This is a genomic window from Pseudomonas sp. PS02288, assembly GCF_029959715.1.
Lineage (GTDB): Bacteria > Pseudomonadota > Gammaproteobacteria > Pseudomonadales > Pseudomonadaceae > Pseudomonas_O > Pseudomonas_O kuykendallii.
Genome location: NZ_JASCPA010000012.1, coordinates 14,671 through 39,545, shown reverse-complemented (window position 1 = coordinate 39,545; position 24,875 = coordinate 14,671). Strand labels below are relative to the sequence as shown.

General features: G+C 67.0%; 21 protein-coding genes. 15 read left to right on the top strand and 6 right to left on the bottom strand.

Annotated features, from left to right (window positions below):
• The first annotated feature begins 67 nt into the window (after positions 1-67).
• Complete coding sequence (locus tag QMX85_RS07435; protein ID WP_282339486.1) at positions 68-1,087, top strand: alpha/beta hydrolase; 1,020 nt, start codon at positions 68-70, stop codon at positions 1,085-1,087.
• 77 nt (positions 1,088-1,164) lie between these two features.
• On the opposite strand, the gene QMX85_RS07430 is transcribed toward QMX85_RS07435, so the two are convergent.
• Together QMX85_RS07430 and QMX85_RS07425 are read right to left on the bottom strand one after the other, a co-directional pair.
• Positions 1,165-2,520: a PAS domain-containing methyl-accepting chemotaxis protein gene (locus QMX85_RS07430; protein ID WP_282339485.1), complete on the bottom strand. Its 1,356-nt coding sequence runs from the start codon at positions 2,518-2,520 to the stop codon at positions 1,165-1,167.
• A 210-nt stretch (positions 2,521-2,730) separates the two neighbouring features.
• On the bottom strand, positions 2,731-3,285 hold the full coding sequence (locus QMX85_RS07425; RefSeq protein ID WP_282339484.1) for a TetR/AcrR family transcriptional regulator: 555 nt from the start codon (positions 3,283-3,285) through the stop codon (positions 2,731-2,733).
• Positions 3,286-3,470: 185 nt separating this feature from the next.
• Between QMX85_RS07425 and QMX85_RS07420 the strand changes: the two genes are divergently transcribed.
• The 4 genes from QMX85_RS07420 to QMX85_RS07405 all read left to right on the top strand — a co-directional run bounded on the left by QMX85_RS07420 (position 3,471) and on the right by QMX85_RS07405 (position 10,547).
• Complete coding sequence (locus tag QMX85_RS07420; protein ID WP_282339483.1) at positions 3,471-4,637, top strand: MexC family multidrug efflux RND transporter periplasmic adaptor subunit; 1,167 nt, start codon at positions 3,471-3,473, stop codon at positions 4,635-4,637.
• A gap of 30 nt (positions 4,638-4,667) precedes the next feature.
• On the top strand, positions 4,668-7,802 hold the full coding sequence (locus QMX85_RS07415) for an efflux RND transporter permease subunit (protein ID WP_282339482.1): 3,135 nt from the start codon (positions 4,668-4,670) through the stop codon (positions 7,800-7,802).
• A 318-nt stretch (positions 7,803-8,120) separates the two neighbouring features.
• Positions 8,121-9,167 (top strand): glycoside hydrolase family 5 protein, encoded by a 1,047-nt coding sequence (locus tag QMX85_RS07410; RefSeq protein WP_282339481.1) that lies wholly within the window; start codon positions 8,121-8,123, stop codon positions 9,165-9,167.
• A 165-nt stretch (positions 9,168-9,332) separates the two neighbouring features.
• Positions 9,333-10,547 (top strand): MFS transporter, encoded by a 1,215-nt coding sequence (locus QMX85_RS07405; protein ID WP_282339480.1) that lies wholly within the window; start codon positions 9,333-9,335, stop codon positions 10,545-10,547.
• Positions 10,548-10,621: 74 nt separating this feature from the next.
• Here QMX85_RS07405 and QMX85_RS07400 read toward each other — a convergent pair whose 3' ends face one another.
• From QMX85_RS07400 to QMX85_RS07390, 3 genes are all read right to left on the bottom strand, one after another.
• Positions 10,622-11,098, bottom strand: coding sequence for a hemerythrin domain-containing protein (locus tag QMX85_RS07400; RefSeq protein ID WP_090227877.1), 477 nt, complete (start codon positions 11,096-11,098; stop codon positions 10,622-10,624).
• Between the two features lie 240 nt (positions 11,099-11,338).
• Positions 11,339-11,518, bottom strand: a complete 180-nt coding sequence (locus tag QMX85_RS07395; RefSeq protein WP_282339479.1) for a hypothetical protein — start codon at positions 11,516-11,518, stop codon at positions 11,339-11,341.
• Between the two features lie 77 nt (positions 11,519-11,595).
• Entirely contained in the window at positions 11,596-12,174 is a 579-nt protein-coding gene (locus QMX85_RS07390) for a TetR/AcrR family transcriptional regulator (protein ID WP_282339478.1), read from the bottom strand.
• Between the two features lie 187 nt (positions 12,175-12,361).
• Between QMX85_RS07390 and QMX85_RS07385 the strand changes: the two genes are divergently transcribed.
• The 5 genes from QMX85_RS07385 (at position 12,362) to QMX85_RS07365 (ending at position 17,836) form a co-directional block, all read left to right on the top strand.
• A complete protein-coding gene (locus tag QMX85_RS07385; RefSeq protein WP_282339540.1) occupies positions 12,362-13,015 on the top strand; it encodes a glutathione S-transferase in 654 nt (217 codons plus the stop codon).
• Positions 13,016-13,139: 124 nt separating this feature from the next.
• Positions 13,140-14,036 (top strand): LysR family transcriptional regulator, encoded by an 897-nt coding sequence (locus QMX85_RS07380; RefSeq protein WP_282339477.1) that lies wholly within the window; start codon positions 13,140-13,142, stop codon positions 14,034-14,036.
• Between the two features lie 3 nt (positions 14,037-14,039).
• Entirely contained in the window at positions 14,040-14,942 is a 903-nt protein-coding gene (locus tag QMX85_RS07375) for a LysR family transcriptional regulator (RefSeq protein WP_282339476.1), read from the top strand.
• A 149-nt stretch (positions 14,943-15,091) separates the two neighbouring features.
• Entirely contained in the window at positions 15,092-15,721 is a 630-nt protein-coding gene (locus tag QMX85_RS07370) for a glutathione S-transferase (RefSeq protein WP_282339475.1), read from the top strand.
• Positions 15,722-15,772: 51 nt separating this feature from the next.
• Positions 15,773-17,836 (top strand): pyridoxamine 5'-phosphate oxidase family protein, encoded by a 2,064-nt coding sequence (locus QMX85_RS07365; RefSeq protein ID WP_282339474.1) that lies wholly within the window; start codon positions 15,773-15,775, stop codon positions 17,834-17,836.
• A gap of 247 nt (positions 17,837-18,083) precedes the next feature.
• Here the strand turns inward: QMX85_RS07365 and yddG are convergent, their stop codons facing one another.
• The gene (yddG, locus tag QMX85_RS07360; protein ID WP_282339473.1) at positions 18,084-18,983 is read right to left on the bottom strand and encodes an aromatic amino acid DMT transporter YddG; all 900 of its coding nucleotides are present in this window, start codon (positions 18,981-18,983) and stop codon (positions 18,084-18,086) included.
• Positions 18,984-19,292: 309 nt separating this feature from the next.
• On the opposite strand from yddG, the gene QMX85_RS07355 reads away from it, so the two are divergent.
• From QMX85_RS07355 to QMX85_RS07335, 5 genes are all read left to right on the top strand, one after another.
• Positions 19,293-20,639 (top strand): NAD(P)/FAD-dependent oxidoreductase, encoded by a 1,347-nt coding sequence (locus tag QMX85_RS07355; RefSeq protein WP_282339472.1) that lies wholly within the window; start codon positions 19,293-19,295, stop codon positions 20,637-20,639.
• Positions 20,639-21,073 (top strand): RidA family protein, encoded by a 435-nt coding sequence (locus QMX85_RS07350; RefSeq protein WP_090227899.1) that lies wholly within the window; start codon positions 20,639-20,641, stop codon positions 21,071-21,073. The genes QMX85_RS07355 and QMX85_RS07350 overlap by 1 nt, the downstream gene beginning before the upstream one ends.
• Positions 21,070-21,744: a DUF1028 domain-containing protein gene (locus QMX85_RS07345; RefSeq protein WP_282339471.1), complete on the top strand. Its 675-nt coding sequence runs from the start codon at positions 21,070-21,072 to the stop codon at positions 21,742-21,744. The genes QMX85_RS07350 and QMX85_RS07345 overlap by 4 nt, the downstream gene beginning before the upstream one ends.
• A gap of 231 nt (positions 21,745-21,975) precedes the next feature.
• A complete protein-coding gene (gene argE, locus QMX85_RS07340) occupies positions 21,976-23,133 on the top strand; it encodes an acetylornithine deacetylase (protein ID WP_282339470.1) in 1,158 nt (385 codons plus the stop codon).
• Between the two features lie 131 nt (positions 23,134-23,264).
• Positions 23,265-24,872, top strand: coding sequence for a methyl-accepting chemotaxis protein (locus QMX85_RS07335; RefSeq protein WP_282339469.1), 1,608 nt, complete (start codon positions 23,265-23,267; stop codon positions 24,870-24,872).
• Positions 24,873-24,875: the final 3 nt, after the last annotated feature.

Here is a 24,875-nt window from a genome sequence, read left to right as displayed (position 1 = left end):
CTTTGCATGTGCCGCCGACAACGCTTCCGGCGGCACCAATCCCCACTCCATAAATGAGATCGACGCCATGAACCGCGTGCAAAAAGTACTCAGCACCACCCTTCTCGCCCTGTCCGTCGGCAATGCCTTCGGCGCCGACAACGTCGTCGCCGAACACCAGACCCAGGCCTTCCTGGATGCACTGGCGGCCGGTGGCGGCAAGCCGCTGGAACAACTCAGCCCGAAAGACGCCCGTGCGGTGCTGACCGGCGCCCAGGCCTCGGTGAAGGTGGACCTGTCCGGCACCGAAGTCAGCGAAAAAACCATTCGCGCCGCCGGCCAGGACATCCGCCTGACCATCGTCCGCCCGGCCAAGGTCAAGGGCGAGCTGCCGGTGTTCATGTACTTCCACGGCGGCGGCTGGGTGCTCGGCGACTATCCGACCCATGCCCGCCTGATCCGCGATTTGGTGGTCGGTTCCGGCGCCGTGGCGGTCTACGTCGACTACACGCCGTCGCCCGAGGCGCACTACCCGACGGCCATCAACCAGGCCTACGCCGCGACCCGCTGGGTGGCCGAGCATGGCAAGGAAATCAACGTCGACGGCACTCGCCTGGCGGTGGCCGGCAACAGCGTCGGCGGCAACATGGCGGCGGTGGTCAGCCTGATGGCGAAGGAGCAGAACGCGCCCAAGCTGCGCTTCCAGCTGCTGCTGTGGCCGGTGACCGATGCGCGCTTCGACACCGGCTCGTACAAGCAATACGCCGAGGGGCATTTCCTCACCACCGGGATGATGAAATGGTTCTGGGACAGCTACACCACCGACGCCGGGCAACGCGCCGAAATCCATGCCTCGCCGCTGCGCGCCAGCACCGAGCAACTGCGCGGCCTGCCGCCGGCACTCGTACAGACCGCCGGGCTCGACGTGCTGCGTGACGAGGGCGAGGCCTACGCCCGCAAGCTGGACGCCGCCGGCGTCGACGTCACCGCCGTGCGCTACAACGGCATGATCCACGACTACGGCCTGCTCAATCCGCTCGCGGGCATCCCGGAAGTGAAGGCAGCCCTGCGCCAGGCGGCCAACGAGCTGAAAACCCACCTGAACTGACAGGCGAAAAAAAAGACCCCGCAGGAGCGACAGGCTCCTGCGGGGTCTTTGACTTTTTAGGGCGCGCTATTCCGGTGTCATCCGACCCAGCTCACCGCGCTCTTGGGAATCACCTCGGACTCGTCGAGGGTGGAGGCGAACATGCTCACCGCTTCCACCGCATCGCTGGTGCCGCTGCGGATCTGCAGGATCACCGAGTTGGCCTGGTCGGCCAGGATCACGCCGCGCTGCGCCCCTTCCTGGGTGGCGCTCATGCTGGCGACCGCTTCGCGGGTTTCCGAAAGAATCTTGCCGATCATCTCGGCGATCTCCGCCGTCGAGCGGCTGGTGCGCCCCGCCAGTTGCCGCACTTCGTCGGCCACCACCGCGAAGCCACGGCCCTGGTCACCCGCCCGCGCGGCCTCTATGGCGGCATTGAGCGCCAGCAAGTTGGTCTGGTCGGCGATCCCGCGGATGGTGTTGACGATCGCGGTGATCTGCTCGGAACGGTCCCCCAACTGCCCGACCAGGCTCGCCGAGGAGCCGATGCTCTCGGCGATCAGGCGCATTTCACGCGCGGTTTCCTGGATCACCTGGGCGCCCTGCTCGGCGACTTTCTCGGTCTCGGCGGAGATGTGATAGGCCCGCGACGCACCGCGCGAATCCGCCTCGAACTTCTCCACCCGCTCGGTGATGTCGCTGGCGAACTTGACCACCTTGCACAGCTTGCCCTCGGCGTCGTAGACCGGGTTGTAGGAGGCTTCCAGCCAGACCACGCGGCCGTGCTTGCCGATCCGCTTGAACTGTCCGCTGAAGAATTCGCCGGCGTTGAGGCGTCGCCAGAAATCGCTGTATTCGCTGCTGTTGACCAGCGTCGGCTCGCAGAGGAGACGGTGGCTCTTGCCCTTGAGCTCCGCCATCGAGTAGCCCATGACGTTGAGGAAGTTGTCGTTGGCGACCAGGATGTTGCCGCTCAGGTCGAACTCGATGACGGCCATCGCCCGGTCCAGCGCCGCCAGCTTGCCGCGGGTCTCCGCGTCCTGGCCCACCTTCTCGGTCACGTCCAGGGCGTACTTGACCACCGAGAGCACGCGCCCCTGGTCGTCCAGCACCGGGTTGTAGCTGGCCTCCAGCCAGACGTTCTGGCCGCGGCCGTTGACGCGCTGGAAGGTTCCGGAGACGAATCTGCCGGCGCGCAGTTGCGCCCAGAACTCGGCGTACTCGGGGCTGCGGACCAGCGCCGGCGCGCAGAAATCGCGGTGCGATTTGCCGACCAGCTCGTCGGCGCGATAGCCCATCGTGCTGAGGAAGTTTTCGTTCGCCCGCAGCACCTTGCCGTTCAGGTCGAATTCGGCCACGGCCATGGAGCGTTCCAGCGCGGCGATCAATCCCTTGTAGCCCACAACTTCGGCCGTCCTAGCCGCCAGTTCATTCTTAGCTGCCTTGTTGAACATGACGTTTCCTCGGCGAAACGAGAGGTGTTGATACATCGTATCGGCCGATGAACAGCGGCCTTGATGCCCCGGAAGATGGATATTTCAGCGTGCCCACTGAAGTAGAGCACAGCGCCGTGCGGACGCACCTCGCCCGTGCGGACGAGGCGCGCACTACGGGGCGGAAGTGTGACCGAAGGTTTCTGAAAAGATCGTCAAGACACGCGGGGCTCAGACCCTGCCGGCACCTTCAAGGAAGAACTGCGCGGCCAGCGCCGCCAGGCCGGAACGCGCCACCCGACCTCGGCGTTCCGCGTCCACCAGGCCGGAGAGCACCGAGGCGAACAGCTCGGCCAAGGCCGGCGCGGCGATGTCGATGCGGAACGCGCCCTCTTTCTGCCCGCGCAGGAAGAAGGCGTCCAGGGCATCCGAGTAAGGCAGCCAGCGGCTGCCACCGGCATCGAGGTCGAGGGAGTCGGGGCGCCACTGGAAGACCAGGAAAGCCAGCAGCTCGCGATGCGTCAGGTGCCCCTCGATCAGCTCGCGGAGCGCTTCGCGCGGCGGTGCGCTCTCCAGGTTGGCGTCGGCGATGATCTGGTTCATCACCACCGAGCTGTAGTTCAACAGCATTTCGATCAGGTTGTCGCGGGTACCGCAGAAGCGGTTCAGCGTCGCCTTGCTGACGCCGGCAGCCACGGCGATGTCCTTGAAGGTTCCCCGCGGCAGGTCGACGAGCGCAACGGCCAGCGCCTTGAGGAGCTTTTCGTCAGCAGTGGGTAGGGCCATTCGGTGCTCTTGGTCTGGGGTCGCGTGCTACGGCACGTGCAATATAGTGTGCCGAAAAAGTCATTGATTCGGAAGAAAACTCAAATGGATCAATCTGGAAGCTTATGAGTCAATGTTGACTCATCGTTCTTCGCGACCGATCATGCACGTCCTGACGGATCGATGGGCGCTGCCCGGGTGTGGAGATGACCAGTTTGCGCATTGGGCAGGTGTTGAAGACGACCGCACTGTTGACGGCGATCGCCCTCGCCGGCTGTGGCAAGGCGGAGCAGAACGCCCAGACGACCACCGCGCCACGCGAGGTGGAAGCGCTGCGCGTGGAAACCGAATCCTTCACCCGTGAAGCCGAGTTGCCTGGCCGCATCGAGCCGGTGCGGGTCGCCGAGGTGCGCGCGCGGGTGGCGGGCATCGTGCTCAAGCGCGCGTTCGAGGAAGGCGCCGACGTGAAGGCCGGCGACCTGCTGTTCCAGATCGATCCGGCGCCGTTCAAGGCTGCGCTGTCACGCGCGCAGGGCGAACTGGCCCGCGCCGAGGCGACGCTGTTCGAGGCGCAGGCGATGCTCAAGCGCTACGAGCAACTGGTGAAAGTGGACGCCATCAGCCAGCAGGACTTCGATGCCGCCCGTGCCGGCGTGCAGGGCGGACTGGCGGCCAAACGCAGCGCCCAGGCCGATGTGGAAACCGCCGCGCTGAACCTGGGCTACGCCACCGTGAAGGCGCCCATCAGCGGGCGTATTGGCCGGGCGCTGGTCACCGAAGGCGCGCTGGTCGGCCAGGGCGACGCGACCATGATGGCGCGCATCCAGCAATTGGACCCGATCTACGCCGACTTCACCCAGCCGGTGGCCGACGCCCTGCGCATGCGCGCCGCCCTGGCCGGCGGCGCGCAGGCCGGCGCACGCGAGAACACCCTGTCCCTGCGCGTGGAAGGCACCGACCACGAAAGCCGCGGCACGCTGATGTTCACCGACATCTCGGTGGACCCGGGTACCGGCCAGGTGGCATTGCGCGGGCGCTTCGCCAACCCCGAGGGCGTGCTGCTGCCGGGCATGTACGTGCGCGTTCGCGCGCCGCAGGGCACCGATGCCGCCGCCATCCTGGTGCCCCAGCGAGCCATCCAGCGCGGCGCGGACGGCCAGGCGCGGGTGCTGCTGATCGGCGAGGACGGCAAGGCCGAGGCACGCGCGGTGCGCACCGGCGTCATGCAGGGCGGCCGCTGGCAGATCACCGAAGGTCTGGCGGCGGGCGATCAGGTGATCGTCGGCGCCATGAACGGCCTCAATCCCGGCGACCCGGTGACCGCTAAACCTGCCGACAAGCAACCCGACGCCGACAAGGCCAGCGCCCAGTAAGGCCGCCTGCACGGCGCCCGAGGAAACCCCATGTCCCTGTTCTTCATCAGCCGCCCCAACTTCGCCTGGGTCGTTGCCCTGTTTATCTCGCTGGCCGGGCTGCTGGTCATTCCGCTGCTGCCGGTGGCGCAATATCCCAACGTGGCGCCGCCGCAGATCACGGTTACCGCGACCTACCCCGGCGCGTCGGCCAAGGTGCTGGTCGACTCGGTCACCAGCGTGCTTGAGGAAGAACTCAACGGCGCCAAGAACCTGCTGTACTTCGAATCCACCAGTAACTCCAACGGGATGGCGGAAATCGTCATCACCTTCACCCCGGGCACCTCGCCGGAGCTGGCCCAGGTCGATGTGCAGAACCGCCTGAAGACCGCCGAGGCGCGGATGCCCCAGGCGGTGCTCGACCTCGGCATCCAGGTCGAGCAGACCAGCGCCGGCTTCCTGCTGATCTACGCGCTGAACTACGCCAACGGCGACGGCGACCAGGACACCACCGCGCTGGCCGACTATGCGGCGCGCAACATCAACAACGAGATCCGCCGCGTCGCCGGGGTCGGCAAGCTGCAGTTCTTCGCCTCCGAGGCGGCGATGCGGGTGTGGATCGCACCGCAGAAACTGGTGGGCTACGGCCTCTCCATAGATGACGTGAGCAATGCTATACGGGCGCAGAACGTGCAGGTGCCGGCCGGCGCGTTCGGCAGCACACCGGGCACGGCGGAGCAGGAAGTGACCGCGACCCTGGCGGTCAAGGGCACGCTGGACAATCCGGAGGAGTTCGGTCGTATCCTGTTGCGCGCCAACCAGGACGGATCGCGGGTGACCCTCGCCGACGTCGCGCGCCTGGAAGTGGGCAGCCAGGACTACAACTTCACCACCCGCCTGAACGGCAAGCCGGCGGTCGGCGCGGCGATCCAGCTTTCGCCGGGCGCCAACGCGATCCAGACCGCGGAAGCGATCAAGCGACGCCTCGCCGAGCTGTCGGTCAACTTCCCGGAGAACATCGAGTACTCGGTGCCCTACGACACCTCGCGCTTCGTCGACGTGGCCATCGACAAGGTCATCGCGACGCTGGTCGAGGCCATGCTGCTGGTGTTCCTGGTGATGTTCCTGTTCCTGCAGAACGCCCGCTATACCCTGATCCCGTCCATCGTGGTGCCGGTCTGCCTGCTGGGCACGCTAACGGTCATGTACCTGCTCGGTTTCTCGGTGAACATGATGACCATGTTCGGCATGGTGCTGGCCATCGGCATCCTGGTGGACGACGCCATCGTCGTGGTGGAGAACGTCGAGCGGATCATGGCCGAGGAAGGCCTCGCCCCCGCCGCAGCCACCGCCAAGGCGATGGGCCAGGTTTCCGGCGCGATCATCGGCATCACACTGGTGCTCTCGGCGGTGTTCCTGCCCCTGGCGTTCATGGCCGGCTCGGTCGGGGTGATCTACCAGCAGTTCTCCCTCTCGCTGGCGGTGTCGATCCTGTTCTCCGGCTTCCTCGCGCTGACCTTCACCCCGGCGCTGTGCGCCACCCTGCTCAAGCCGATCCCGCAGGGTCACCACGAGAAGCGCGGTTTCTTCGGCGCCTTCAATCGCCTGTTCGCCCGCCTGACCACGCGCTACACCGCGCTCAACACCCGCCTGGTCCGGCGCACCGGGCGCTTCATGCTGCTCTACCTGGGCATCGTGGTGCTGCTGGGTTTCGTCTACCTGCGCCTGCCGGAATCCTTCGTGCCGTCCGAGGACCTGGGCTACATGATCATCGACGTGCAACTGCCGCCCGGCGCCACCCGCGCGCGCACCTCGGCGGCCGGGCACGAACTCGAGCAGTACCTGGGTTCGCGCGAGGCCGTCGCTTCCACCTTCCTGGTCATGGGTTTCAGCTTCTCCGGCATGGGCGAGAACGCCGCCCTCGCCTTCCCCACGCTGAAGGACTGGTCGGAGCGCGGCAAAGGGCAATCCGCCAACGATGAGACCGCCCTGGTGAACCAGCGCTTCGGCAACCCCCGCGACGGCGCGATCATGGCCGTGTCGCCGCCGCCCATCGACGGCCTGGGCAACTCCGGCGGCTTCTCCCTGCGCCTGCAGGACCGCGCCAGCCTGGGCCGCGAAGCGCTGCTGGCGGCGCGCGACGAGCTGCTCGGCAAGGCCTACGGCAACCCGAAAATCCTCTACGCGATGATGGAAGGCCTGGCGGAGGCGCCGCAGTTGCGGCTACTCATCGACCGCGACAAGGCCCGCGCCCAGGGCGTGCGCTTCGAAACGATCAGCAGCGCGCTGTCCACCGCCTTCGGTTCCGCGGTGATCAACGACTTCGCCAACGCCGGGCGACAGCAACGGGTCGTGGTGCAGGCCGAACAGGCCGAGCGGATGACCCCGGAAAGCGTGCTGGAACTGCGCGTACCCAACGACACCGGCGAGCTGGTGCCGCTCGGCGCCTTCGTCTCCACCCAGTGGGAAGAAGGCCCGGTGCAGATCGCCCGCTACAACGGCTATCCGTCGATCCGCATCTCCGGCGACGCCGTTCCCGGCGTCAGCACCGGCGAGGCGATGGCCGAACTGGAACGCCTGGCCGCTGAACTGCCGGCCGGTATCGGCTACGAATGGACCGGCCTGTCGTACCAGGAGCGGGTCGCCAGCGGCCAGGCCCTGCAGCTGTTCGCGCTGGCCTTCGTGGTGGTGTTCCTGCTGCTGGTGGCGCTCTACGAGAGCTGGGCGATTCCGCTGGCGGTGATGCTCATCGTGCCGGTCGGTGCCCTCGGCGCCGTGCTGGCGGTGACGGCAGTGGGCATGCCCAACGACGTCTACTTCAAGGTCGGGCTGATCACCATCATCGGCCTGTCGGCGAAGAACGCGATCCTCATCGTCGAGTTCGCCAAGGACCTGCGCGCCCAGGGCCGCTCGCTGCGCGAGGCGGCCATCGAAGCGGCGCGGCTGCGCTTCCGGCCAATCATCATGACGTCGCTGGCGTTCATCCTCGGCGTATTGCCGCTGGTGGTGGCCAACGGCGCCGGAGCCGCCAGCCAGCGCGCCCTTGGCACCGGGGTGGTCGGCGGCATGCTCAGCGCCACCCTGCTCGGGGTAATCTTCGTGCCGATCTTCTTCGTCGCCGTGCTCTCGCTGCGTGAGCGACGCAGCAAGGGATCGGGCAAGACCCCGCCGCCCACCGGGGCGTGACCAACGCATCACCCCTGCCCGCGACGGCGTGCAGGGGCCAGGCACCGCATGCCGCGCGAACCCGATCCGATCCAATAGTCGCACGCATGAAACTATCGGCCTACTCGCGATATCTAGCCTTCAAGAATTACGGATCGGTAGTTCGACACTCCACACATACTGAAACACTTTGTTTTATAGTGCTTCGCGATATTAAAACGCGATTAGAAACAGTTTGGTGGAAGAGCAAATTAGCTGCCCGTTAACCGCGCAAAATTCATCACGGACTCTATAACTAGTTTCAGGGAGCCTTCCAACTAAACTATCCGGGAACCAGCCATGAACCCTACCTTCACGCGGTTTGAAACGCTCAGAAAAGTCCTTCCGCTGGCCATGCTGCTGTTCGGCGCGACCGCCGTGGCACAGGAGAAGCTTCCCCTGGTCTCGATCAACGTGGCCGGGGCCGAGTTCTCTTCCGGCGCCATTCCCGGCAAGCTGGGGACGAACTTCTTCTTCCCGGACAAGACCTATTTCGCCAAGTGGAAGGAGCGCGGCATCACGCTCGTTCGCTTCCCGCTGAAGTGGGAGCGCATACAACCGACACTCGGCGGCGCGCTGGACCCAACTTACGTGAAGTATATCGATGACATGTTGGCACAGGCCAACACCTATGGTGTCAAAGTAATATTAGATGTACACAACTACGCGCGTTACAACAACGAAGTCATAGGTTCCGCCAAAGTTACCTTTTCGCACTTCCGCAAACTCAACGAGCTAATCGCCAACCGCTATAAGAACAATCCCGCCGTTTATGGCTACGACATCATGAACGAGCCCTATGGCGCGGCCGACCAATACTGGCCCCAGGCGGCCCAGGCGGGGATCAATGGCATTCGCGTCTACGACAAGAAGAAGCCGATATTCGTCGAGGGGCGTTCCTACTCCGGCGCCTACACCTGGCCCTGGTACAACGACCCGCTGGCTGCGCTCGTCGATCCCAAGGCCAACAACATCATCTATTCCGCGCATGCCTACATCGATGACAACGGCAGCGGCCAGTACAAGACGGCGCCCGCTACCGTGGACCCGATGATCGGAGTCAAGCGCATCGAGCCCTTCGTCAACTGGCTGAAGAAGAACGGCAAGAAGGGCCACATCGGCGAGTTCGGCGTGCCCAACGATCCGCGCTACCTGCAGGCGATGGACAACACGCTCGCCTACCTGCAGAAGAACTGCATCACCATGACCTACTGGGCGGCCGGGCCATCGTGGGGCACCTACAAGCTGTCCATCGAACCGACCAAAGCCGGGCTGGACCAGGCGCAGTGGGCGGTGCTGAAGAAATACGTGGGCGGCGGCAACTGCACCAAGCCCGGCCCGAACTGATCGCCACCCGCAGCACGTCCGCGCATACCGCGCGGCGTGCTGTCATCCCGTTGTAGACCGCTGCTGCGCGGCACCTTCCGATTAGCGGGAATAGCGTGATCGGGATGGGGCAAAGGCGCGCCAATCTGTACCATGGGCCGCCGTTTTCCCTGCCCGGTGATTGCGATGTCCACCCGCACGACCTCCCTGCCCCCGGCCGCCACGGCGGCGGGCCAAGCCAGCCCACTGGTCATCCGCGTGATCGGCGCCTGCGCCCTGGCGCATCTGATCAACGACCTGATCCAGGCGGTGCTGCCGTCGATCTACCCGATGCTCAAGGCCAACTACGGCTTGACCTTCACTCAGGTCGGCCTGATCACGCTGACCTTCCAGCTCACCGCCTCGCTGCTGCAACCCTGGGTCGGCTACCACACGGACCGCCATCCCAAGCCCTGGCTGCTGCCCGCCGGTTCGCTGTGCACGCTGGTCGGCATCCTCATGCTGGCCTTCGTCGGCAGTTTCCCGGCGATTCTACTGGCGTCGGGACTGGTCGGCATCGGCTCCTCCACCTTCCATCCGGAGACTTCGCGGATCGCGCGGCTGGCCTCGGGCGGGCGCTTCGGCCTGGCGCAATCCACCTTCCAAGTGGGTGGCAACGCCGGCAGTGCGTTCGGCCCGCTGCTGGCCGCGGCCATCGTGATTCCCTTCGGCCAGGGTCATGTCGCCTGGTTCGGCCTGTTCGCCGCGTTCGCCATCCTGGTGCTCTACGGGCTGAGCCGCTGGTATCGCAACCACCTCGCGCTGTTCAAGCTCAAGGCCGGCGGCAGGGCCACCCACGGGCTGTCCAAGGGGCGGGTCACCTTCGCGCTGGTGGTGCTGGCGCTGCTGGTGTTCTCCAAGTACTTCTACATGGCGAGCTTCACCAGCTACTTCACCTTCTACCTGATCGAGAAGTTCGACCTGTCGATCGCCAGCTCGCAGCTGCACCTGTTCCTGTTCCTCGGCGCGGTCGCCGCCGGCACCTTCTTCGGCGGCCCGATCGGCGACCGCATCGGCCGCAAGACGGTGATCTGGTTCTCGATCCTCGGCGTCGCCCCGTTCACTCTGGCGCTGCCCTACGTCGACCTGTTCTGGACCGGCATGCTGAGCATGATCATCGGCTTCATCCTCGCCTCGGCCTTCTCCGCCATCGTGGTCTTCGCCCAGGAACTGGTGCCGGGCAACGTCGGCATGATCGCCGGGGTGTTCTTCGGCCTGATGTTCGGTTTCGGTGGCATCGGCGCCGCACTGCTCGGACACCTGGCCGACATCCACGGCATCGAGTACGTCTACAGGCTCTGCTCGTTCCTGCCGCTGTTCGGCATCCTCACCGTCCTGCTGCCGTCCACCAAGGGCGTCTGAGGCGCTTGCGCCCCGGAATGTCCGCGCAGACATAAAAAAGCCCCGCATGAGCGGGGCTTTGGTCGCATCGAGGCTCAGGCGGCGCGGCGTGCGCTGGCGAGCTCCTTCTTCATGCTCTGCTTCATCTGCTCCATCTCCTGGCCCAGCTCGTTCAGGCGGTCTTCGCCCAAAAGCTTCCTGGCCTGGGGGAACATCTCTTCTTCCTCTTCCTCGATGTGGTGCTCGAGCAATTCCTGGCAAACCTTCACGCGGGCGGCGAACTCCACGGTAGCCGGATCGGTGTTCAGCAGGTCGGGCAGCACCAGGCTGTCCACCGTGCGGTGCTCTTCCTTGGCTTCGTGGTACATCTTTTCTTCTTCCTTGCCGCCGGCCTCACGGTAGGCCGGGTAAAGGATCTGTTCTTCGATGGCCGTGTGGATGGCCAATTCCATTTCCAGCTTGCCGAGCAGCTCGGTACGTTTCTTCACCGCGCGCTGGGTCGATTCCGAGAGTTGCGTGAGCAGGTCCTTGACCGTCACATGATCGTTCTTGAGCAGTTCAATGGCGTTCATTGCGTATCTCCTCTAGGCGCAAGACTCAGGGTCTTGTCTTGTCCAACCGTCGAAACAGCCGGCTGGTGAGGAGAAGATTGAGAGGGCCATGCCAACCTCGACGAGAGAAATAAATTCATGATAATCAAAAAGATGGAGAACATCGGCGGCGCGCTTGACCGGTGATATTGCATGGTCGGCCCGGTTCCCCTGTGCAATTTGCATCGCCCGGAAGCGCCGTTACCGGCGCGACAGCGCCGATCAGCCGTCCGCCTTGTCCTGCTCGCTCAGATTGACCGCCGTCCTGGCGGCATCCACGTCGGAATAGCGGTACTCCACGCTGCCATCGTCCGCCGTCACCTCGAAGATCACGTCGATGTCATCCTTCTTGAATTGATCCGGGATCTCTTCACCTTCGAGTCGCTTCAGTTTCACACTCATGGCATCTCTCCTGGGTGGGTTCCCGTGTGACCGCGGGCCCCCGGCAGAGTCCGGGCGAGACGACGAAGCGCACTCCGCTACGCCTTGACCACCGCCGTGGGGATCAACCCCGTCTCGCGGTAGCTGAGGATCAGCTCGTCGAACAGACCGATATCGCCCCGCGTGCGGGCGACCAGTTGCGCGCCGGCGACCGCGGTGTAAATGGCGCGCGCGCGTCGCTCGCGGACCTCCACGCCCTCCACGCCGGCGTCCGCCAGCACCTGGGCCAGCCAGGCCACGTTGGCGTCGGCGAACGCCCTGACCTCGCGCTGGACGTCTTCGGGCAGGTCTTCGTGTTCCGCGGCCATGAAGCTGGACAGACAGAGCCGGTTGCCGTCCTCCAGCGAGCTGCGAAAGATCGATGGGTAACGCGCGAGGCATTCGACGGGATCGGGGTTCGACGCCCGTATTCCTTCCAGAACGGCGGCGGTGTCCTGCCAGTAGCGCGCGGCAACGGCGGCGCCGAGTTCGGCCTTGCTGGCGAAGTGGTAGTAGATGCTGGCGTTCTTGATCCCCACCGCCTCGCCGATGCTTCGAAAATTGATGCCGCTGTACCCGTGCATCTGCGCCGCGGTTTTCGCCGCGGCCAGGATCGCTTCCCGCGCGTTATCGCCCAAGGTGTGCTCCTCGATTCGTCCAATCGACACCACCAAGTTTACGCCCGCACCCTATACCTGCCAACTGGAAGGTAGGGCTTGACAGCAGCATGAGGACGCGCCGAATATTTACCTACCAACTGACAGGTAGATAGGTAACAACATGAGTAACGAAGCACAGCGAATCGACCCTCCGGCCCTTCCGCAAATGAAAATCCACGACTGGTTCAATGGCCCTTACCCGGCTCGCGTGCGCATCGCCCTGGCCGAGAAGGGCCTGCTCTCGCGCGTCGAGTTCGTCCCGGTCAACCTCTGGAAAGGCGAGCACAAGACCGCCGATTTCCTCGCCATCAACTACTCCGGGACCTTGCCGGTGCTGGAGTTGAGCGACGGCACCTACCTCGCGGAATGCACGGCCATCACCCAGTACCTCGACGCGCTGGATGGCCATCCGCTGCTCACGGGTGACACACCGTTGCAGAAAGGGCTCATCCACATGATGACCAAACGCGCCGAAATCGAATTTCTCGATGCGGTCAGCGTTTACTTCCACCACGCCACGCCGGGGCTCGGGCCGCAGGTCGAGCTCTACCAGAATCCGGAATGGGGCGGGCGCATGCGCGACAAGGCGATCCGGGGCATGCACTACTTCGACGGCGTCCTGCGAGAGCGCCCGTTCGTGGCGGGCGATGCCTTCTCCATGGCGGATATCGCGGTGCTCGGCGGGATGATCTTCGCCGCGCTGGTCAAGCTTCCGGTACCCGACGAATGCACCGCGCTGCGGGAATGGCACGAGCGGATGCAGGAAAGACCCAGCGTGCGGGAATGGCGGGCGATGGTGGAGCGCGGCGCTCCCTGCTAGGCCCGCAGGCCGACATCCCCCCGGCCGTGGCCGAGATCGATAGCGGACATTTGCTCCGCGACGACATAGTCTCTGCCTTTCTGTCGATGTCGACGCGGGGGTGGTGGTGGACAGGTTCCAGGAAATGAAGGTGCTGCTGGCGGTGACCGAGGCGGAGAGCTTCGCCGGCGGCGCCCGGCTGCTGGGCCTGTCGCCGCCCGGTGCGACACGCGCCATCGCCGCCCTGGAGAAGCGCCTCGGCACCCTGCTGCTGGCCCGCAATACCCGTAGCCTGCGCCTGACCGAGGCAGGCCGGCGCTATGTGGAGGACTGCCGGCGCATCCTTCTGGAGCTCGAGGAAGCGGAGGAGCTGGCGTCCGGCAGCAGCCTGCGCATCCGTGGAAACCTGACGGTCACTGCCCCGGTGATGTTCGGCGAACTGTTCCTGATTCCGCTGATCACCGAGTACCTCGCCACCCATGGCGAGGTGACGGTCAACGCGCTGCTGGTCGACCGCCTGGTGAACCTGGCCGACGAAGCGGTGGATGTCGCGATCCGCATCGGACAGCTCCCCGAAGGCAGCTTCCATGCCCTCAAGGTGGGCGAGATCCGTCCGGTGATCTGCGCCGCGCCGGCCTTTCTCGATCGCGTCGGGCGGCCAACCCATCCGAGCGATCTGCAGGGCGCTCAGACGGTCATGTCCTCCGCCAGCACGCTGCTCACCGAGCTGCATTTCGACGGCCCCGAAGGCCCCTCGACGATGGCGCCGCACGCGCGTCTGGTGGTGAGCTCCAACCAGGCGGCGATCAACGCGGCGCGCATGGGCTGGGGCTACACGCAGGTGCTGTCCTATCAGGTCGCGGACGCCGTCGCCAGGGGCGAGCTGGAGATCGTGCTGGCCGCCTTCGGCACGCCGCCGCTGCCGGTGCATGTGCTCTACCAGAGCGGCAAGCAGGTCTCCGCCCGGGTGCGCACCTTCGTCGATCACTGCCATGACCGCCTGCTGAACGGCGCGGCGCTGCAGCGTCTCGGCGCACCCTGACGCATGAGCCGCTACCGGCAGATGGAAGTCTTCGCCGCGGTCGCGCAGGCGGGCAGCCTCGCGGCGGCGGCGCGCGACCTGGCGCTGTCGCCGGCCACCGTGATGCGCACGCTGGCGGCGCTGGAGGCACGCCTGGGCACCGCTCTGCTCGTGCGCGGCCCACGGGGCATCCAGCTGAATGCGGTCGGCGAGCGCTTCGCCGCGCAGTGCCGGCTCATCCTCGAGGAAACCGCCGCGGCCGAGCGCTCCGCCGCAGGCCTGCACAGCCACGTCGCCGGCCCGCTGACGGTGGCCCTGCCATTGCTGATGGCGCATCAGGTCTTCATGCCGCTGGCGGTCGACTACCTCGAGGCGTTTCCCGACGTGCAGCTGACGACCTGCGCGCGGGAACGCCCGCCCAAGCTGCTGGAGGAAGGCATCGACGTCGCGCTGGTGGTCGGCCCGTTGCCCGACTCGTCCGGCTTCGCGGTGCCGATCGGCCGGGTCAGGCCGATGATGTGCGCCGCCCCGGCGTACCTGGCACGCTGGGGACGCCCGGAAGACGCCGAGGACCTGCGGGCTCATCGCACCCTTCTCGCCAGCGAAGCGGGCCACGGCGCCGAGTGGCGTCTGCATGACGGCGCCACCACCCGCACGGTGCGCAATGCGCCGGTGCTCACCTGCACCACCCAGCAGGCCGCCATCCGCGCGGCGGTTTCAGGGCTGGGGCTGATCCGCTGCCTGAGCTACGAGGCGCATCAGGAGCTGCAGGCGGGCCTGCTCGAACCGGTGCTGGAACGCTTCGTCGCGCCCGACCTGCCGGCGCAGCTGATCTACCGCGAAGGCCGCAAGGCCTGCGGGCGGGTACGCACCTTCATCGACTTCGCGGTTCCGCGCCTGCGCCTGCATCCGGCGCTGTGCGACTGAGCGGGCACCGTCCCTTTATTGCGGAAACTGAAATTATGGATTGCCCGGCGTGGCGATTCTGCTCCAGCGCGTCAGGGCGCAGCATGAACCCAACAGCGCAACGGCCAACCCGGCCGGCGCGATGCGGCCCACCGATGCGGAGTTCCGACATGCCACAGCACCCGATCAAACTGTACCGCCACCCCCTTTCCGGCCACGCCCACCGTGTCGAGCTGATGCTCTCGCTGCTGGAGCTGCCGACCGAACGGGTCTTCGTCGACCTCGCCAAGGGCGCCCACAAGCGGCCCGAATTCCTCGCCCTGAGTCCCTTCGGGCAGATTCCGGTGATCGACGACAACGGCACCGTCCTCAGCGACTCCAACGCCATCCTGGTCTACCTGGCGAAGACCTACGGCGAGGGTCGCTGGCTGTCCGAAGAGCCGGTCGCGGCCGCGCGGGTCCAGCGCTGGTTGTCGGTGGCCGCCGGACAAGTGGCGTTCGGCCCGGCGGCGGCTCGCCTGGTCACGGTGTTCGGCGCGGCGTTCAACGCCGAGGAAGTCATCAGTCGCGCCCACGCGCTGTTCCGCGTGATGGAAACGGAGCTGGCGTCGACGCCGTTCCTCGCCGGCGCCGAGCCCTCCATCGCCGACGTCGCCAACTACAGCTACATCGCCCATGCCCCGGAGGGCAACGTGTCGCTGGAGGCCTACCCGAACCTGCGCGCCTGGTTGGCGAGGGTCGAGGCGCTGCCCGGTTTCGTACCGATGCAGCCGACCGCCGCCGGCCTGCTCGCCGGGTGAACCCGCCCACCGGCCGCGCGTGTCGCGACGACCCTTCGAGGAGTGACCGCCATGGAAAACCACCGCACCTCGCCCTGGCACGCCGGCGAACGCGCGCTGCAGCAGAAGATCGGCGTGGCCGAGCGCATGGAAGTCGCCGGGCAGAAGTTCATCCGCGACTACCTGCCTGACCAGCACCGCGACTTCTACCAGCAGTTGCCTTTCCTGATGGTCGGCGCGGTGGACGCCGAGGGCCGGCCCTGGGCGACGCTGCTCGAAGGCGCGCCAGGCTTCGTCACCTCCGCCGACCCGAAGCACCTGGCGCTGGCTGTCGAGCCCGACCCGCAGGACCCGGCAAGTTCCGGCCTGCGGGCAGGTAATGCGGTCGGTCTGCTCGGCATCGAACTGCACAGCCGGCGGCGCAACCGCGTCAACGGCGTGATCACCCAGACCTCGGCGGGGCAGCTGGAGATCGCCGTCGAGCACGCGTTCGGCAATTGCCCGCAGTACATCCAGCAACGCACCTACCTGCGCTCCGCCGGCGATCCGGCGGCCGGCGATCCGGCCACCCGCGCGCCGGGCCAGGCGCTCGCCGCGCTGGACGCGGACGCCGCCGGGACGATCGCCAGCGCCGACACCTTCTTCGTCGCCAGCTACGTGACCCACGAAGACGGGAGACGCTCGGTGGACGTCTCCCACCGCGGCGGCCGGCCGGGCTTCGTCAAGGTGGACGGCAATCGCCTGACCATCCCCGACTACGCCGGCAACCTGCACTTCAACACCCTCGGCAACCTGCAGAGCAACCCGCGCGCCGGGCTGCTGTTCGTCGACTTCGCCAGCGGCGACGTACTGCAGATCAGCGGCCGCACCGAACTGATCCTGGAGAGCCCGCTGATCGTCGCCTTCGAGGGCGCCGAGCGCTTGTGGACCGTCGATGTGGAGCGCGTGGTACGACGCCCGGCGGCGGTTTCGATCCGCTGGCGCTTCGAGGGGTTCGCCCCCACCAGCCTGATAACCGGCACCTGGGCCCACGCCGAGCAGCGCCTGAAACAGCAGGAGCAGCGCAAGCACTGGCATCGCTGGCGCGTGACGCGGGTGGAGCAGGAAAGCCCGGACATCCGTTCGCTGTACATCGAGGCACAGGACGGCGTGGCGGTGCCCTTCCTGCCGGGCCAGCACATTCCGGTGCGCCTGACGCTCGACGGCGGCGAGGTGCTGGTCAGGACCTACAGCCTGTCCAGCGCGCCCTCCGACGGCCACCTGCGCATCAGCATCAAGGCCCAGGGCACCGCCTCGCGCCACCTGCACGAGCACCTTGGCGTCGGCGACCTGCTGGAAGTCCGCCATCCGCTGGGCAGCTTCACCCTGGACGCCGAGGACGGGCGGCCGGTGGTGCTGCTGGGGGCCGGCGTCGGCATCACGCCGCTGCTGTCCATGGCGCGCGAACTGGTGGAACGGATCGCCCGCCAGCAGCGCGACCAGCCGGTGTACCTGTTCCAGGCCGGCAGGCGCCTGCAGGACCTGCCGTTCCAGGGCGAACTGCTGCACCTGCAACGGCGCGCGGCGGGTCGGCTGCACCTGCTGCGCGCCCTGAGCGATGCCGACGAAAACGCGCGGCTGGGCGTGGACTACGAGATACCGGGCCGACTGGAGCTGGCGCACCTCCAGGCCAACCTGCCGCTGGACGACTACGACTTCTACCTCTGCGGTCCGGCCCGCTTCACCCAGGACCTCTACGACGGCTTGCGCCGCCTGAACATTCCCGATGCGCGCCTCCACGCCGAGGCGTTCGGCCCCTCGACGCTACGCCGCCAGAGCGACCGGCAACGCGCCACGCCGGTCCAGCCGCCGCCCGCCAGCGGGCCGGTGCCGGTGTACTTCTCCGCCTCCGCCAAGGAAGCACGCTGGACACCGCAGAGCGGCAGCCTGCTGGAGCTGGCGGAAAGCCGCGGGCTGAACCCGGACTTCAGTTGCCGCAGTGGCTCCTGCGGCACCTGCCGGACCCGACGCCTCAGCGGCCAGGTGCACTACCCCAATCCGCCCGCGCAACTGCCGGACGACGACAGCGTGCTGATCTGCTGCGCCATCCCCGCGCACAGCGAGGACGGCGTCCAGCCGCTGGTCCTGGATCTCTAGAGAGGTATGCCGGCATGACTGCCCGCCCCACTTCGGAACACGAACCGCGCCGTTACTGGCACGACGCGCGGGACGATCACGCCAGCGGGCGTTCGCCGCTGGCCTGGGCGGCATCCGAGCGGGAGGCGAGCTACATGCTGCCGCAACTGCTGTGCGCGCCGGAGTGCGCGTCATTGCCGAGGTCGGCCGACAGGCCGGGCGAGTAGCGGGGTTTCCTCTCCACGACCGGACGGCCGTCGTCGAGACGCTAGGCGTGCGTCGCTCGTTCGCGGGTTGCGGCCCAGCAGACCAGCGAGCCCAGGGTCACCAGCAGTGTCCCCTGCCAGAATTGCACAGTCAGCGCGGCGCTCAGCCAGGCCGAGGCGAAGGCAGAGGACAACACCGGCGTGAAGTACGACGCCGTGGAGATCAGCGTCATGTTTCCACGCAGGATTCCCAGGTTCCACAACGCATAACCGCTGGCGAGGGCCGAACTGGCCGCCAGCAGGTGGAAGCCGGCATTCCAGGTGAACGGCGGGAGGCTTTCGCCGCTGAAGGCGTACTTGAACCAGAGCGCCACGGCCGTCATGGCGAAGAACAGCACCACGCCATTCTTGCCTTCGGCAAAGCGCCGGGTGACGTTGCAGTAGAATGCCCAGAGCAGCGCGCCGGTGGCCGCGAGGCCGTAGCTCAAGGGGTTCGAGGCGACGTTGGCGGCGATGCCGCGCAGCGAGATGCCGTCGCCGCTGACGATCCAGAGGATGCCGAACAGCGCCATCGCCGAGCCCGGAAGGATGATCCAGCGCGCCCGCTGGCCGTTCATGACTATGGCCAGGAGCACCGTCAGGCAGGGCCACAGGTAATTGACCAGACCGACCTCGATAGCCTGGGTGCCGCTGTTGGCGAATCCCAGGGACAACGAAAAGCACAGCTCGTAGGCGACGAACAGTAGGCTGCCCCACACCAGGTAGCGGCGCGGGAACGAACGCAGCCGCGGTCGCCCGACGAACACCAGCAGCAGCGCCGCGCCGAGGGTGTAGAGCAGCGCCGCGCCGCCGATCGGGGCGAGGCTCTGCGCCACGCTGCGGATCAGCCCGGTGGAGGTGCTCCACAGCACCACGGCCATCAGCCCGCAGGCCGTCGCGCCGCGCTCGCTGGTTATCGGCATAACGCTACTCTCGATTCCGGAAAAAGCCGCGAGTCTATATGAAGCCTGCCGGCCGTACCGAGGGCGTTCGCGATGCGGCCTGGCGCTGTCCATCCTCTTCGGCGGCCTCGCGTCGCCACGTTCCTCACTCCGTCGATCGCGCGCCGCGGCGGCGACAGGCCCCGCCGCGCCAGGCGTACAGTTTTTCCCTAGCTAGCGACTACAAAAAACATAATTTCGCGAATCCGCTGCGCTGAACAGAATGAGCCCACTCCCGCCGGCAGCGTCGCTGCGGCGCAACAGCCATGATCCAGACAGAGCAGGCACGTGATGACCGACCTGAACCAAAGCGCTTCCCCGAGCCCGCTCGGCAGGACCGTTGAGAAGATAGACACCCTCGTCGTCGGCGCCGGGCAGGCCGGCGTGGCGATGAGCGAGCACCTGGGCAAGCTCGGCATTGCGCACCTGGTGCTGGAGCGCAGCCGCATCGCCGAGGCCTGGCGCACCGATCGCTGGGATTCGCTGGTGGCCAACGGGCCGGTCTGGCATGACCGCTTCCCGGGCCTGGAATTCGACGACCTGGCGCCCGACGCCTTCGCCTCGAAGGAGCGCATCGCCGCCTACTTCGAAGACTATGCGAAGAAATTCAACGCGCCGATCCGCACCGGCGTGGAAGTGAAGCGGGTGGTCCGCAACGCCGACCGCGCCGGTTTCACCGTCGAAACCTCGGCCGGCGTGATCGAGGCCAATCGCGTGGTCGCCGCCACCGGGCCGTTCCAGAAGCCGGTGATCCCGGCCATCGCGCCGCAGGATTCGTCGATCAACCAGCTGCACTCCGCCGCCTACCGTAACCCGCAGCAACTGCCCGAAGGCGCGGTGCTGGTGGTCGGCGCCGGCTCTTCCGGCGTGCAGATCGCCGACGAGCTGCGCCGCGCCGGGCGCAAGGTCTACCTCTCGGTCGGCCCGCACGACCGTCCGCCGCGCAGCTACCGCAACCGCGACTTCGTCTGGTGGCTGGGCGTGCTCGGCCTGTGGGACATGGAAGCCGCGCAGCCGGGCAAGGAGCACGTGACCATCGCCGTCAGCGGCGCCCGCGGCGGCGAGACCATCGACTTCCGCAACCTCGCCCACCAGGGCATCACCCTGGTCGGCCTGACCAAGGCGTTCATCGACGGCGTGGCCAGCTTCCAGCCGGACCTGGTGGACAACATCGCCCGCGGCGACGAGAACTACCTGTCGCTGCTCGACGCCGCCGATGCCTACATCGCGCGCAACCAGCTCGACCTGCCGGAAGAGCCCGAGGCCCGCGCCAGCTACCCGGACCCGGCGTGCATGACCGACCCCATCCTCGAGCTGGACCTGGCCGCGGCCGGCGTCACCTCGATCATCTGGGCGACCGGCTATTCGGTGGACTTCAGCTGGCTGAAGGTCAACGCGTTCGACGCCAACGGCAAGCCGCGGCACCAGCGCGGCGTATCCAGCGAGCCCGGCGTCTACTTCGTCGGCCTGCCGTGGCTGTCGCGGCGTGGCTCCACCTTCATCTGGGGTGTCTGGCACGACGCCAAGCACGTCGCCGACCACATCGCCACACAGCACAAATACCTCGACTACCGCGATGCCTCGCAACGCCAGGCCGAGCCCGTCGTCGCCGCCGTCCAGAGCGCAGGAGCCCGTTGATGCCTACCCATACCCGCATCCGCATGTTCAACACCAAGGACACCTACCCCAACCAGACCCTGGACAACGACCTATGCCAGGCCGTCCGCGCCGGCAACACGGTCTACGTGCGCGGCCAGGTCGGCACTGACTTCGAGGGCAACCTGGTCGGCCTCGGCGACCCGCGCGCGCAGACCGAGCAGGCGATGAAGAACCTCAAGCAGTTGCTCGAGGAAGCCGGCAGCGACCTCTCCCACATCGTCAAGACCACCACCTACCTGACCGACCCGCGCTACCGCGAGCCGGTCTACCAGGAGGTCGGCAAGTGGCTCAAGGGGGTCTTTCCGATCTCCACCGGCCTGGTGGTCTCGGCCCTCGGCCAGCCGCAGTGGCTGATGGAAATCGACGTGATCGCGGTGATCCCGGACGACTGGCAGGCCGGGGTTCGCCCATGACCTTCTCCATCGTCGGCCGTTGCGCCGAAACCGGCATGCTCGGCATCGCCATCAGTTCGTCGAGCATCGCCGTCGGCGCCCGCTGCCCGTGGCTGCGCGCCGCCGTGGGCGCGGTGTCGACGCAGAACATCACCCTGCCCGCGCTCGGCCCGCAGATCCTCGACCTGCTGGAATCCGGCAGCAGCCCGGCGGCGGCGATGCGCCAGGCGCTGGATAGCAACGGCTACGGCCAGTTCCGTCAGGTGACGGTGATCGACAGCCAGGGCGCCACGGCGCATTTCACCGGCAGCGAGGCGCTCGGGCTGAACCACGCCAGGGCCGGCGAGCAGTGCGTGGCGGCGGGCAACCTGCTGTCCTCGCCAAAGGTGATCGATGCGATGGTCGACGCCTTCGAGCGGGCCGACGGCGGCCTGCCGGATCGCCTGCTGGCGGCGATGCACGCTGCCATGGCCGCCGGCGGCGAAGCCGGGCCGGTGCATTCGGCGGCGCTGTCGGTGGTCGGCGACCTGATCTGGCCGGTGGTCGACCTGCGCGTCGACTGGGCCGACGCCGACCCCATCGGCGAGCTGGATAAACTCTGGCGCGCCTACGAACCGCAGTTGCACGACTACGTCACCCGCGCCCTCGATCCGACCAAGGCGCCTAGCTACGGCGTGCCGGGCGACGAATGAGCCGGTGCGCGGCGCCGGTGTTTTTGCGGTGCGCATGGCGCACCCTACGGATGGAGGCTGCTTTGCGTAGGATGGGTTGGCCGCGCAGCGGCGTAACCCATCGGCCACCCGAGGTGGTATCGCAGGCTCAACCCATCCTGCGAAACCGGTGTTTTTCCGGCGCGCGCGGCGCACCCTCCAGTTGAGGTAGGGTGCGCCGTGCGCACCACCTGTTCCCCACCGAGAGGTCCCATGCCCGATAGCCGCGCCCTGCTGGAAAAACTGATCGCCTTCGACACCACCAGTCGCGAATCGAACCTGGCGCTGATCGCGTTCGTGGGCGACTACCTGTCCGGTCTCGGCATCGCCAGCGACCTGATCTTCAACGCCGAGCGAACCAAGGCCAACCTGCACGCCCGCCTCGGCCCGCCCGGCCCCGGCGGCGTGATGCTGTCCGGGCACAGCGACGTGGTGCCGGTGGACGGCCAGGCCTGGACGCTGCAGCCCTTCCAGCTCAGCGAGCGCGATGGACGCCTGTACGGACGCGGCACGGCGGACATGAAGGGCTTCCTCGCCTGCGTGCTGGCCAGCCTGCCGCGCTTCCTCGAGCAGCCGCTGCGCCTGCCGCTGCACATCGCCATTTCCTACGACGAGGAGATCGGCTGCCTGGGCGTGCGCAGCCTGGTCGAGCAGTTGCGCGCCAGCCCGGACAGGCCGGCGATCTGCCTGATCGGCGAACCCACGGAAATGCGCCCGGTGCTCGGCCACAAGGGCAAGCTGGCGATGCGCTGCGAGGTGCACGGCGCGGCCTGCCATTCGGCCTATGCGCCGCAGGGCGTGAATGCCATCGAATACGCCGCGCGGCTGATTGGCCGGCTCGGCGAGATCGGCCAGCGCCTGGCCGAGCCGGCGAAGCACGATTCGCGCTTCGACCCGCCCTACTCCACCGTGCAGGCCGGGTTGATCCAGGGCGGCCGGGCGCTGAACATCGTGCCCGCCGAGTGCCGCTTCGATTTCGAGGTGCGCGCGCTGCCGGCGGACGACCCGCGACAGGTCACCGCCGAATTGCGCGACTACGCCGAGACCCAGTTGCTGCCGCGCATGCGCGCGGTGAGCGAGGCCAGCGACATCCGCTTCAGCGAGCTGTCCGCCTACCCCGGCCTGCTCACCGAGCCGGGCAGCGACGCCGCGCGCCTGCTGGCGCTGCTGTGCGGCAGCGACGAGTTCTCCACCGTGGCCTTCGGCACCGAGGGCGGCCTGTTCGACGAAGCCGGCATCGCCACCGTGGTCTGCGGCCCCGGCAGCATGGATCAAGGACACAAGCCGGACGAGTTCGTCAGCCTCGATCAACTGGCCCGCTGCGATGCCCTGCTGGCGAACCTGGCGCGCTGGATGCAGATAGGACCCTGACCAGGGCCGACTCGCGCCTTCGGCCCGTACACCGCCTGTTGCGCAGGTTGCAGGCGCAGCGCCTCCGCGAGCCGGACAGGGCGCGGCTGAACTAGACTTGCGACTCCCTCCCTCACAATTAGAAGTGGCGCATGAACATTCGTCAGAAGATGATCGCCAGCGGCGTGCTGAGCGTGGCGGTCGCGGCGGGCCTGGGTGCGGTGGGTTTCTGGGGCCAGACCCAGCTCAACGGTGCGCTGGAGCAGAACGAGCTGAGTGTCACCGCGCTGCGCAACCATCTCGAAGGCGACATGATGCACGACGCGCTGCGCGCCGACGTGCTGGCCGCCTTCAGCGTCGAGGCAGGCGACTCGGCCGCCGCCGAGCAGGTACGCAAGGATCTGCGCGAGCATGCCGACTGGTTCAAGCGTGCCATGGACGCCAACGCCGCGTTGCCGCTGCCGACCAACATCCGGCAGGCCATCGCCCAATTGCAGCCGGCCCTCACCGCCTACATCGCCGAAGCCGAACAGATCACCGAAGCGGCCCTGCGCGATGCCCCGTCAGCCAAGGGCGGCATGCCGTCGTTCATGCAGCGTTTCAGCGAACTCGAAACCAGGAACGAGGCGATCAGCGGCCTGATCGAAGAACAGGTGAGCGCCGCCCGCGAGAGTGGCCAGACCGCCGTGCGCAACGCCTCGGTTTATCTGCTCAGCGGGATCGTCCTGGTCAGTCTGCTGCTGGGCCTGATCACCTGGAACCTGATGCGCCGCGTGCTCGGCCCGCTGCAGCAGTCCGTCGAGGCCGCCCGCGCCATCGCCAGCGGCAACCTGCGCGGTCGCATCGACGTCGATCGGCAGGACGAGGCCGGCCATCTGCTGCAGGCGCTGGCCGAAATGCAGGGCAACCTCGGCCGGATGATCAGCAGCATCAACCAGCACAGCGAACAGCTGCAGCAGACCGCCCGCACGCTCACCGGCACGGCGCAGCGCATTCTGAACGACTCCACCCAGCAGGCGGACAGCGCCACCAGCATGGCCGCGGCCATGGAGCAGATGATCCAGAACATCGCCCAGGTGTCCTCGCACGCCCATGACGCCAAGGGCATTTCCGCCCATTCCGGGCAACTGGCCTACAGCGGTGGGCAGGTGATACTCGGCGTGGTCGATGGCATGAACCGTATCGCCGAGGCGGTCACCTCGTCGTCCGAGACGATCACCGAGCTGGGGCGTTCATCCGAGGAAATCCATTCGATCATCCAGGTCATCAGGAGCATCGCCGAACAGACCAACCTGCTCGCCCTCAACGCCGCGATCGAGGCCGCGCGCGCCGGCGAGGCGGGCCGCGGGTTTGCCGTGGTCGCCGATGAGGTGCGCAACCTGGCGGCCCGCACGGCGCACTCGACCCAGGAAATCACCGACATGATCGGGCGCATTCGCAGCAACACCCACCTGGCGGTGGACAGCATGCAGGCCGGCGTGACCCGGGTGAACGATGGCGTGGCCCTGGCGCACCAGGCCGGCGATTCGATCAATGAAATACGCGATGGCGCGCAACGCGCCGCCCAGGTGGTGGAGGAGATTTCCCACACCATCGGTGAACAGAGCAACGCCAGCAGCGAGGTCGCGCAGCGTGTCGAGCAGATCGCGCAGATGGCTCAGCAAAACGCCCAGGCGGTGAACGAGCTGGCGCACTCGGCCGAGGAACTGGAGCGCGTGGCGCAGGGCATGCGCGACGCCGTCATGCAGTTTCAGGTCTGAGGC

Excerpts from the sequence above, each read along its gene's own strand:
- QMX85_RS07435 (WP_282339486.1), top strand. The coding sequence starts at position 68 with ATGAACCGCGTGCAAAAAGTACTCAGCACCACCCTTCTCGCCCTGTCC.
- QMX85_RS07430 (WP_282339485.1), bottom strand. The coding sequence starts at position 2,520 with ATGTTCAACAAGGCAGCTAAGAATGAACTGGCGGCTAGGACGGCCGAA.
- QMX85_RS07425 (WP_282339484.1), bottom strand. The coding sequence starts at position 3,285 with ATGGCCCTACCCACTGCTGACGAAAAGCTCCTCAAGGCGCTGGCCGTT.
- QMX85_RS07420 (WP_282339483.1), top strand. The coding sequence starts at position 3,471 with ATGACCAGTTTGCGCATTGGGCAGGTGTTGAAGACGACCGCACTGTTG.
- QMX85_RS07415 (WP_282339482.1), top strand. The coding sequence starts at position 4,668 with ATGTCCCTGTTCTTCATCAGCCGCCCCAACTTCGCCTGGGTCGTTGCC.
- QMX85_RS07410 (WP_282339481.1), top strand. The coding sequence starts at position 8,121 with ATGAACCCTACCTTCACGCGGTTTGAAACGCTCAGAAAAGTCCTTCCG.
- QMX85_RS07405 (WP_282339480.1), top strand. The coding sequence starts at position 9,333 with ATGTCCACCCGCACGACCTCCCTGCCCCCGGCCGCCACGGCGGCGGGC.
- QMX85_RS07400 (WP_090227877.1), bottom strand. The coding sequence starts at position 11,098 with ATGAACGCCATTGAACTGCTCAAGAACGATCATGTGACGGTCAAGGAC.
- QMX85_RS07395 (WP_282339479.1), bottom strand. The coding sequence starts at position 11,518 with ATGAGTGTGAAACTGAAGCGACTCGAAGGTGAAGAGATCCCGGATCAA.
- QMX85_RS07385 (WP_282339540.1), top strand. The coding sequence starts at position 12,362 with ATGAAAATCCACGACTGGTTCAATGGCCCTTACCCGGCTCGCGTGCGC.
- QMX85_RS07380 (WP_282339477.1), top strand. The coding sequence starts at position 13,140 with ATGAAGGTGCTGCTGGCGGTGACCGAGGCGGAGAGCTTCGCCGGCGGC.
- QMX85_RS07375 (WP_282339476.1), top strand. The coding sequence starts at position 14,040 with ATGAGCCGCTACCGGCAGATGGAAGTCTTCGCCGCGGTCGCGCAGGCG.
- QMX85_RS07370 (WP_282339475.1), top strand. The coding sequence starts at position 15,092 with ATGCCACAGCACCCGATCAAACTGTACCGCCACCCCCTTTCCGGCCAC.
- QMX85_RS07365 (WP_282339474.1), top strand. The coding sequence starts at position 15,773 with ATGGAAAACCACCGCACCTCGCCCTGGCACGCCGGCGAACGCGCGCTG.
- yddG (WP_282339473.1), bottom strand. The coding sequence starts at position 18,983 with ATGCCGATAACCAGCGAGCGCGGCGCGACGGCCTGCGGGCTGATGGCC.
- QMX85_RS07355 (WP_282339472.1), top strand. The coding sequence starts at position 19,293 with ATGACCGACCTGAACCAAAGCGCTTCCCCGAGCCCGCTCGGCAGGACC.
- QMX85_RS07350 (WP_090227899.1), top strand. The coding sequence starts at position 20,639 with ATGCCTACCCATACCCGCATCCGCATGTTCAACACCAAGGACACCTAC.
- QMX85_RS07345 (WP_282339471.1), top strand. The coding sequence starts at position 21,070 with ATGACCTTCTCCATCGTCGGCCGTTGCGCCGAAACCGGCATGCTCGGC.
- argE (WP_282339470.1), top strand. The coding sequence starts at position 21,976 with ATGCCCGATAGCCGCGCCCTGCTGGAAAAACTGATCGCCTTCGACACC.
- QMX85_RS07335 (WP_282339469.1), top strand. The coding sequence starts at position 23,265 with ATGAACATTCGTCAGAAGATGATCGCCAGCGGCGTGCTGAGCGTGGCG.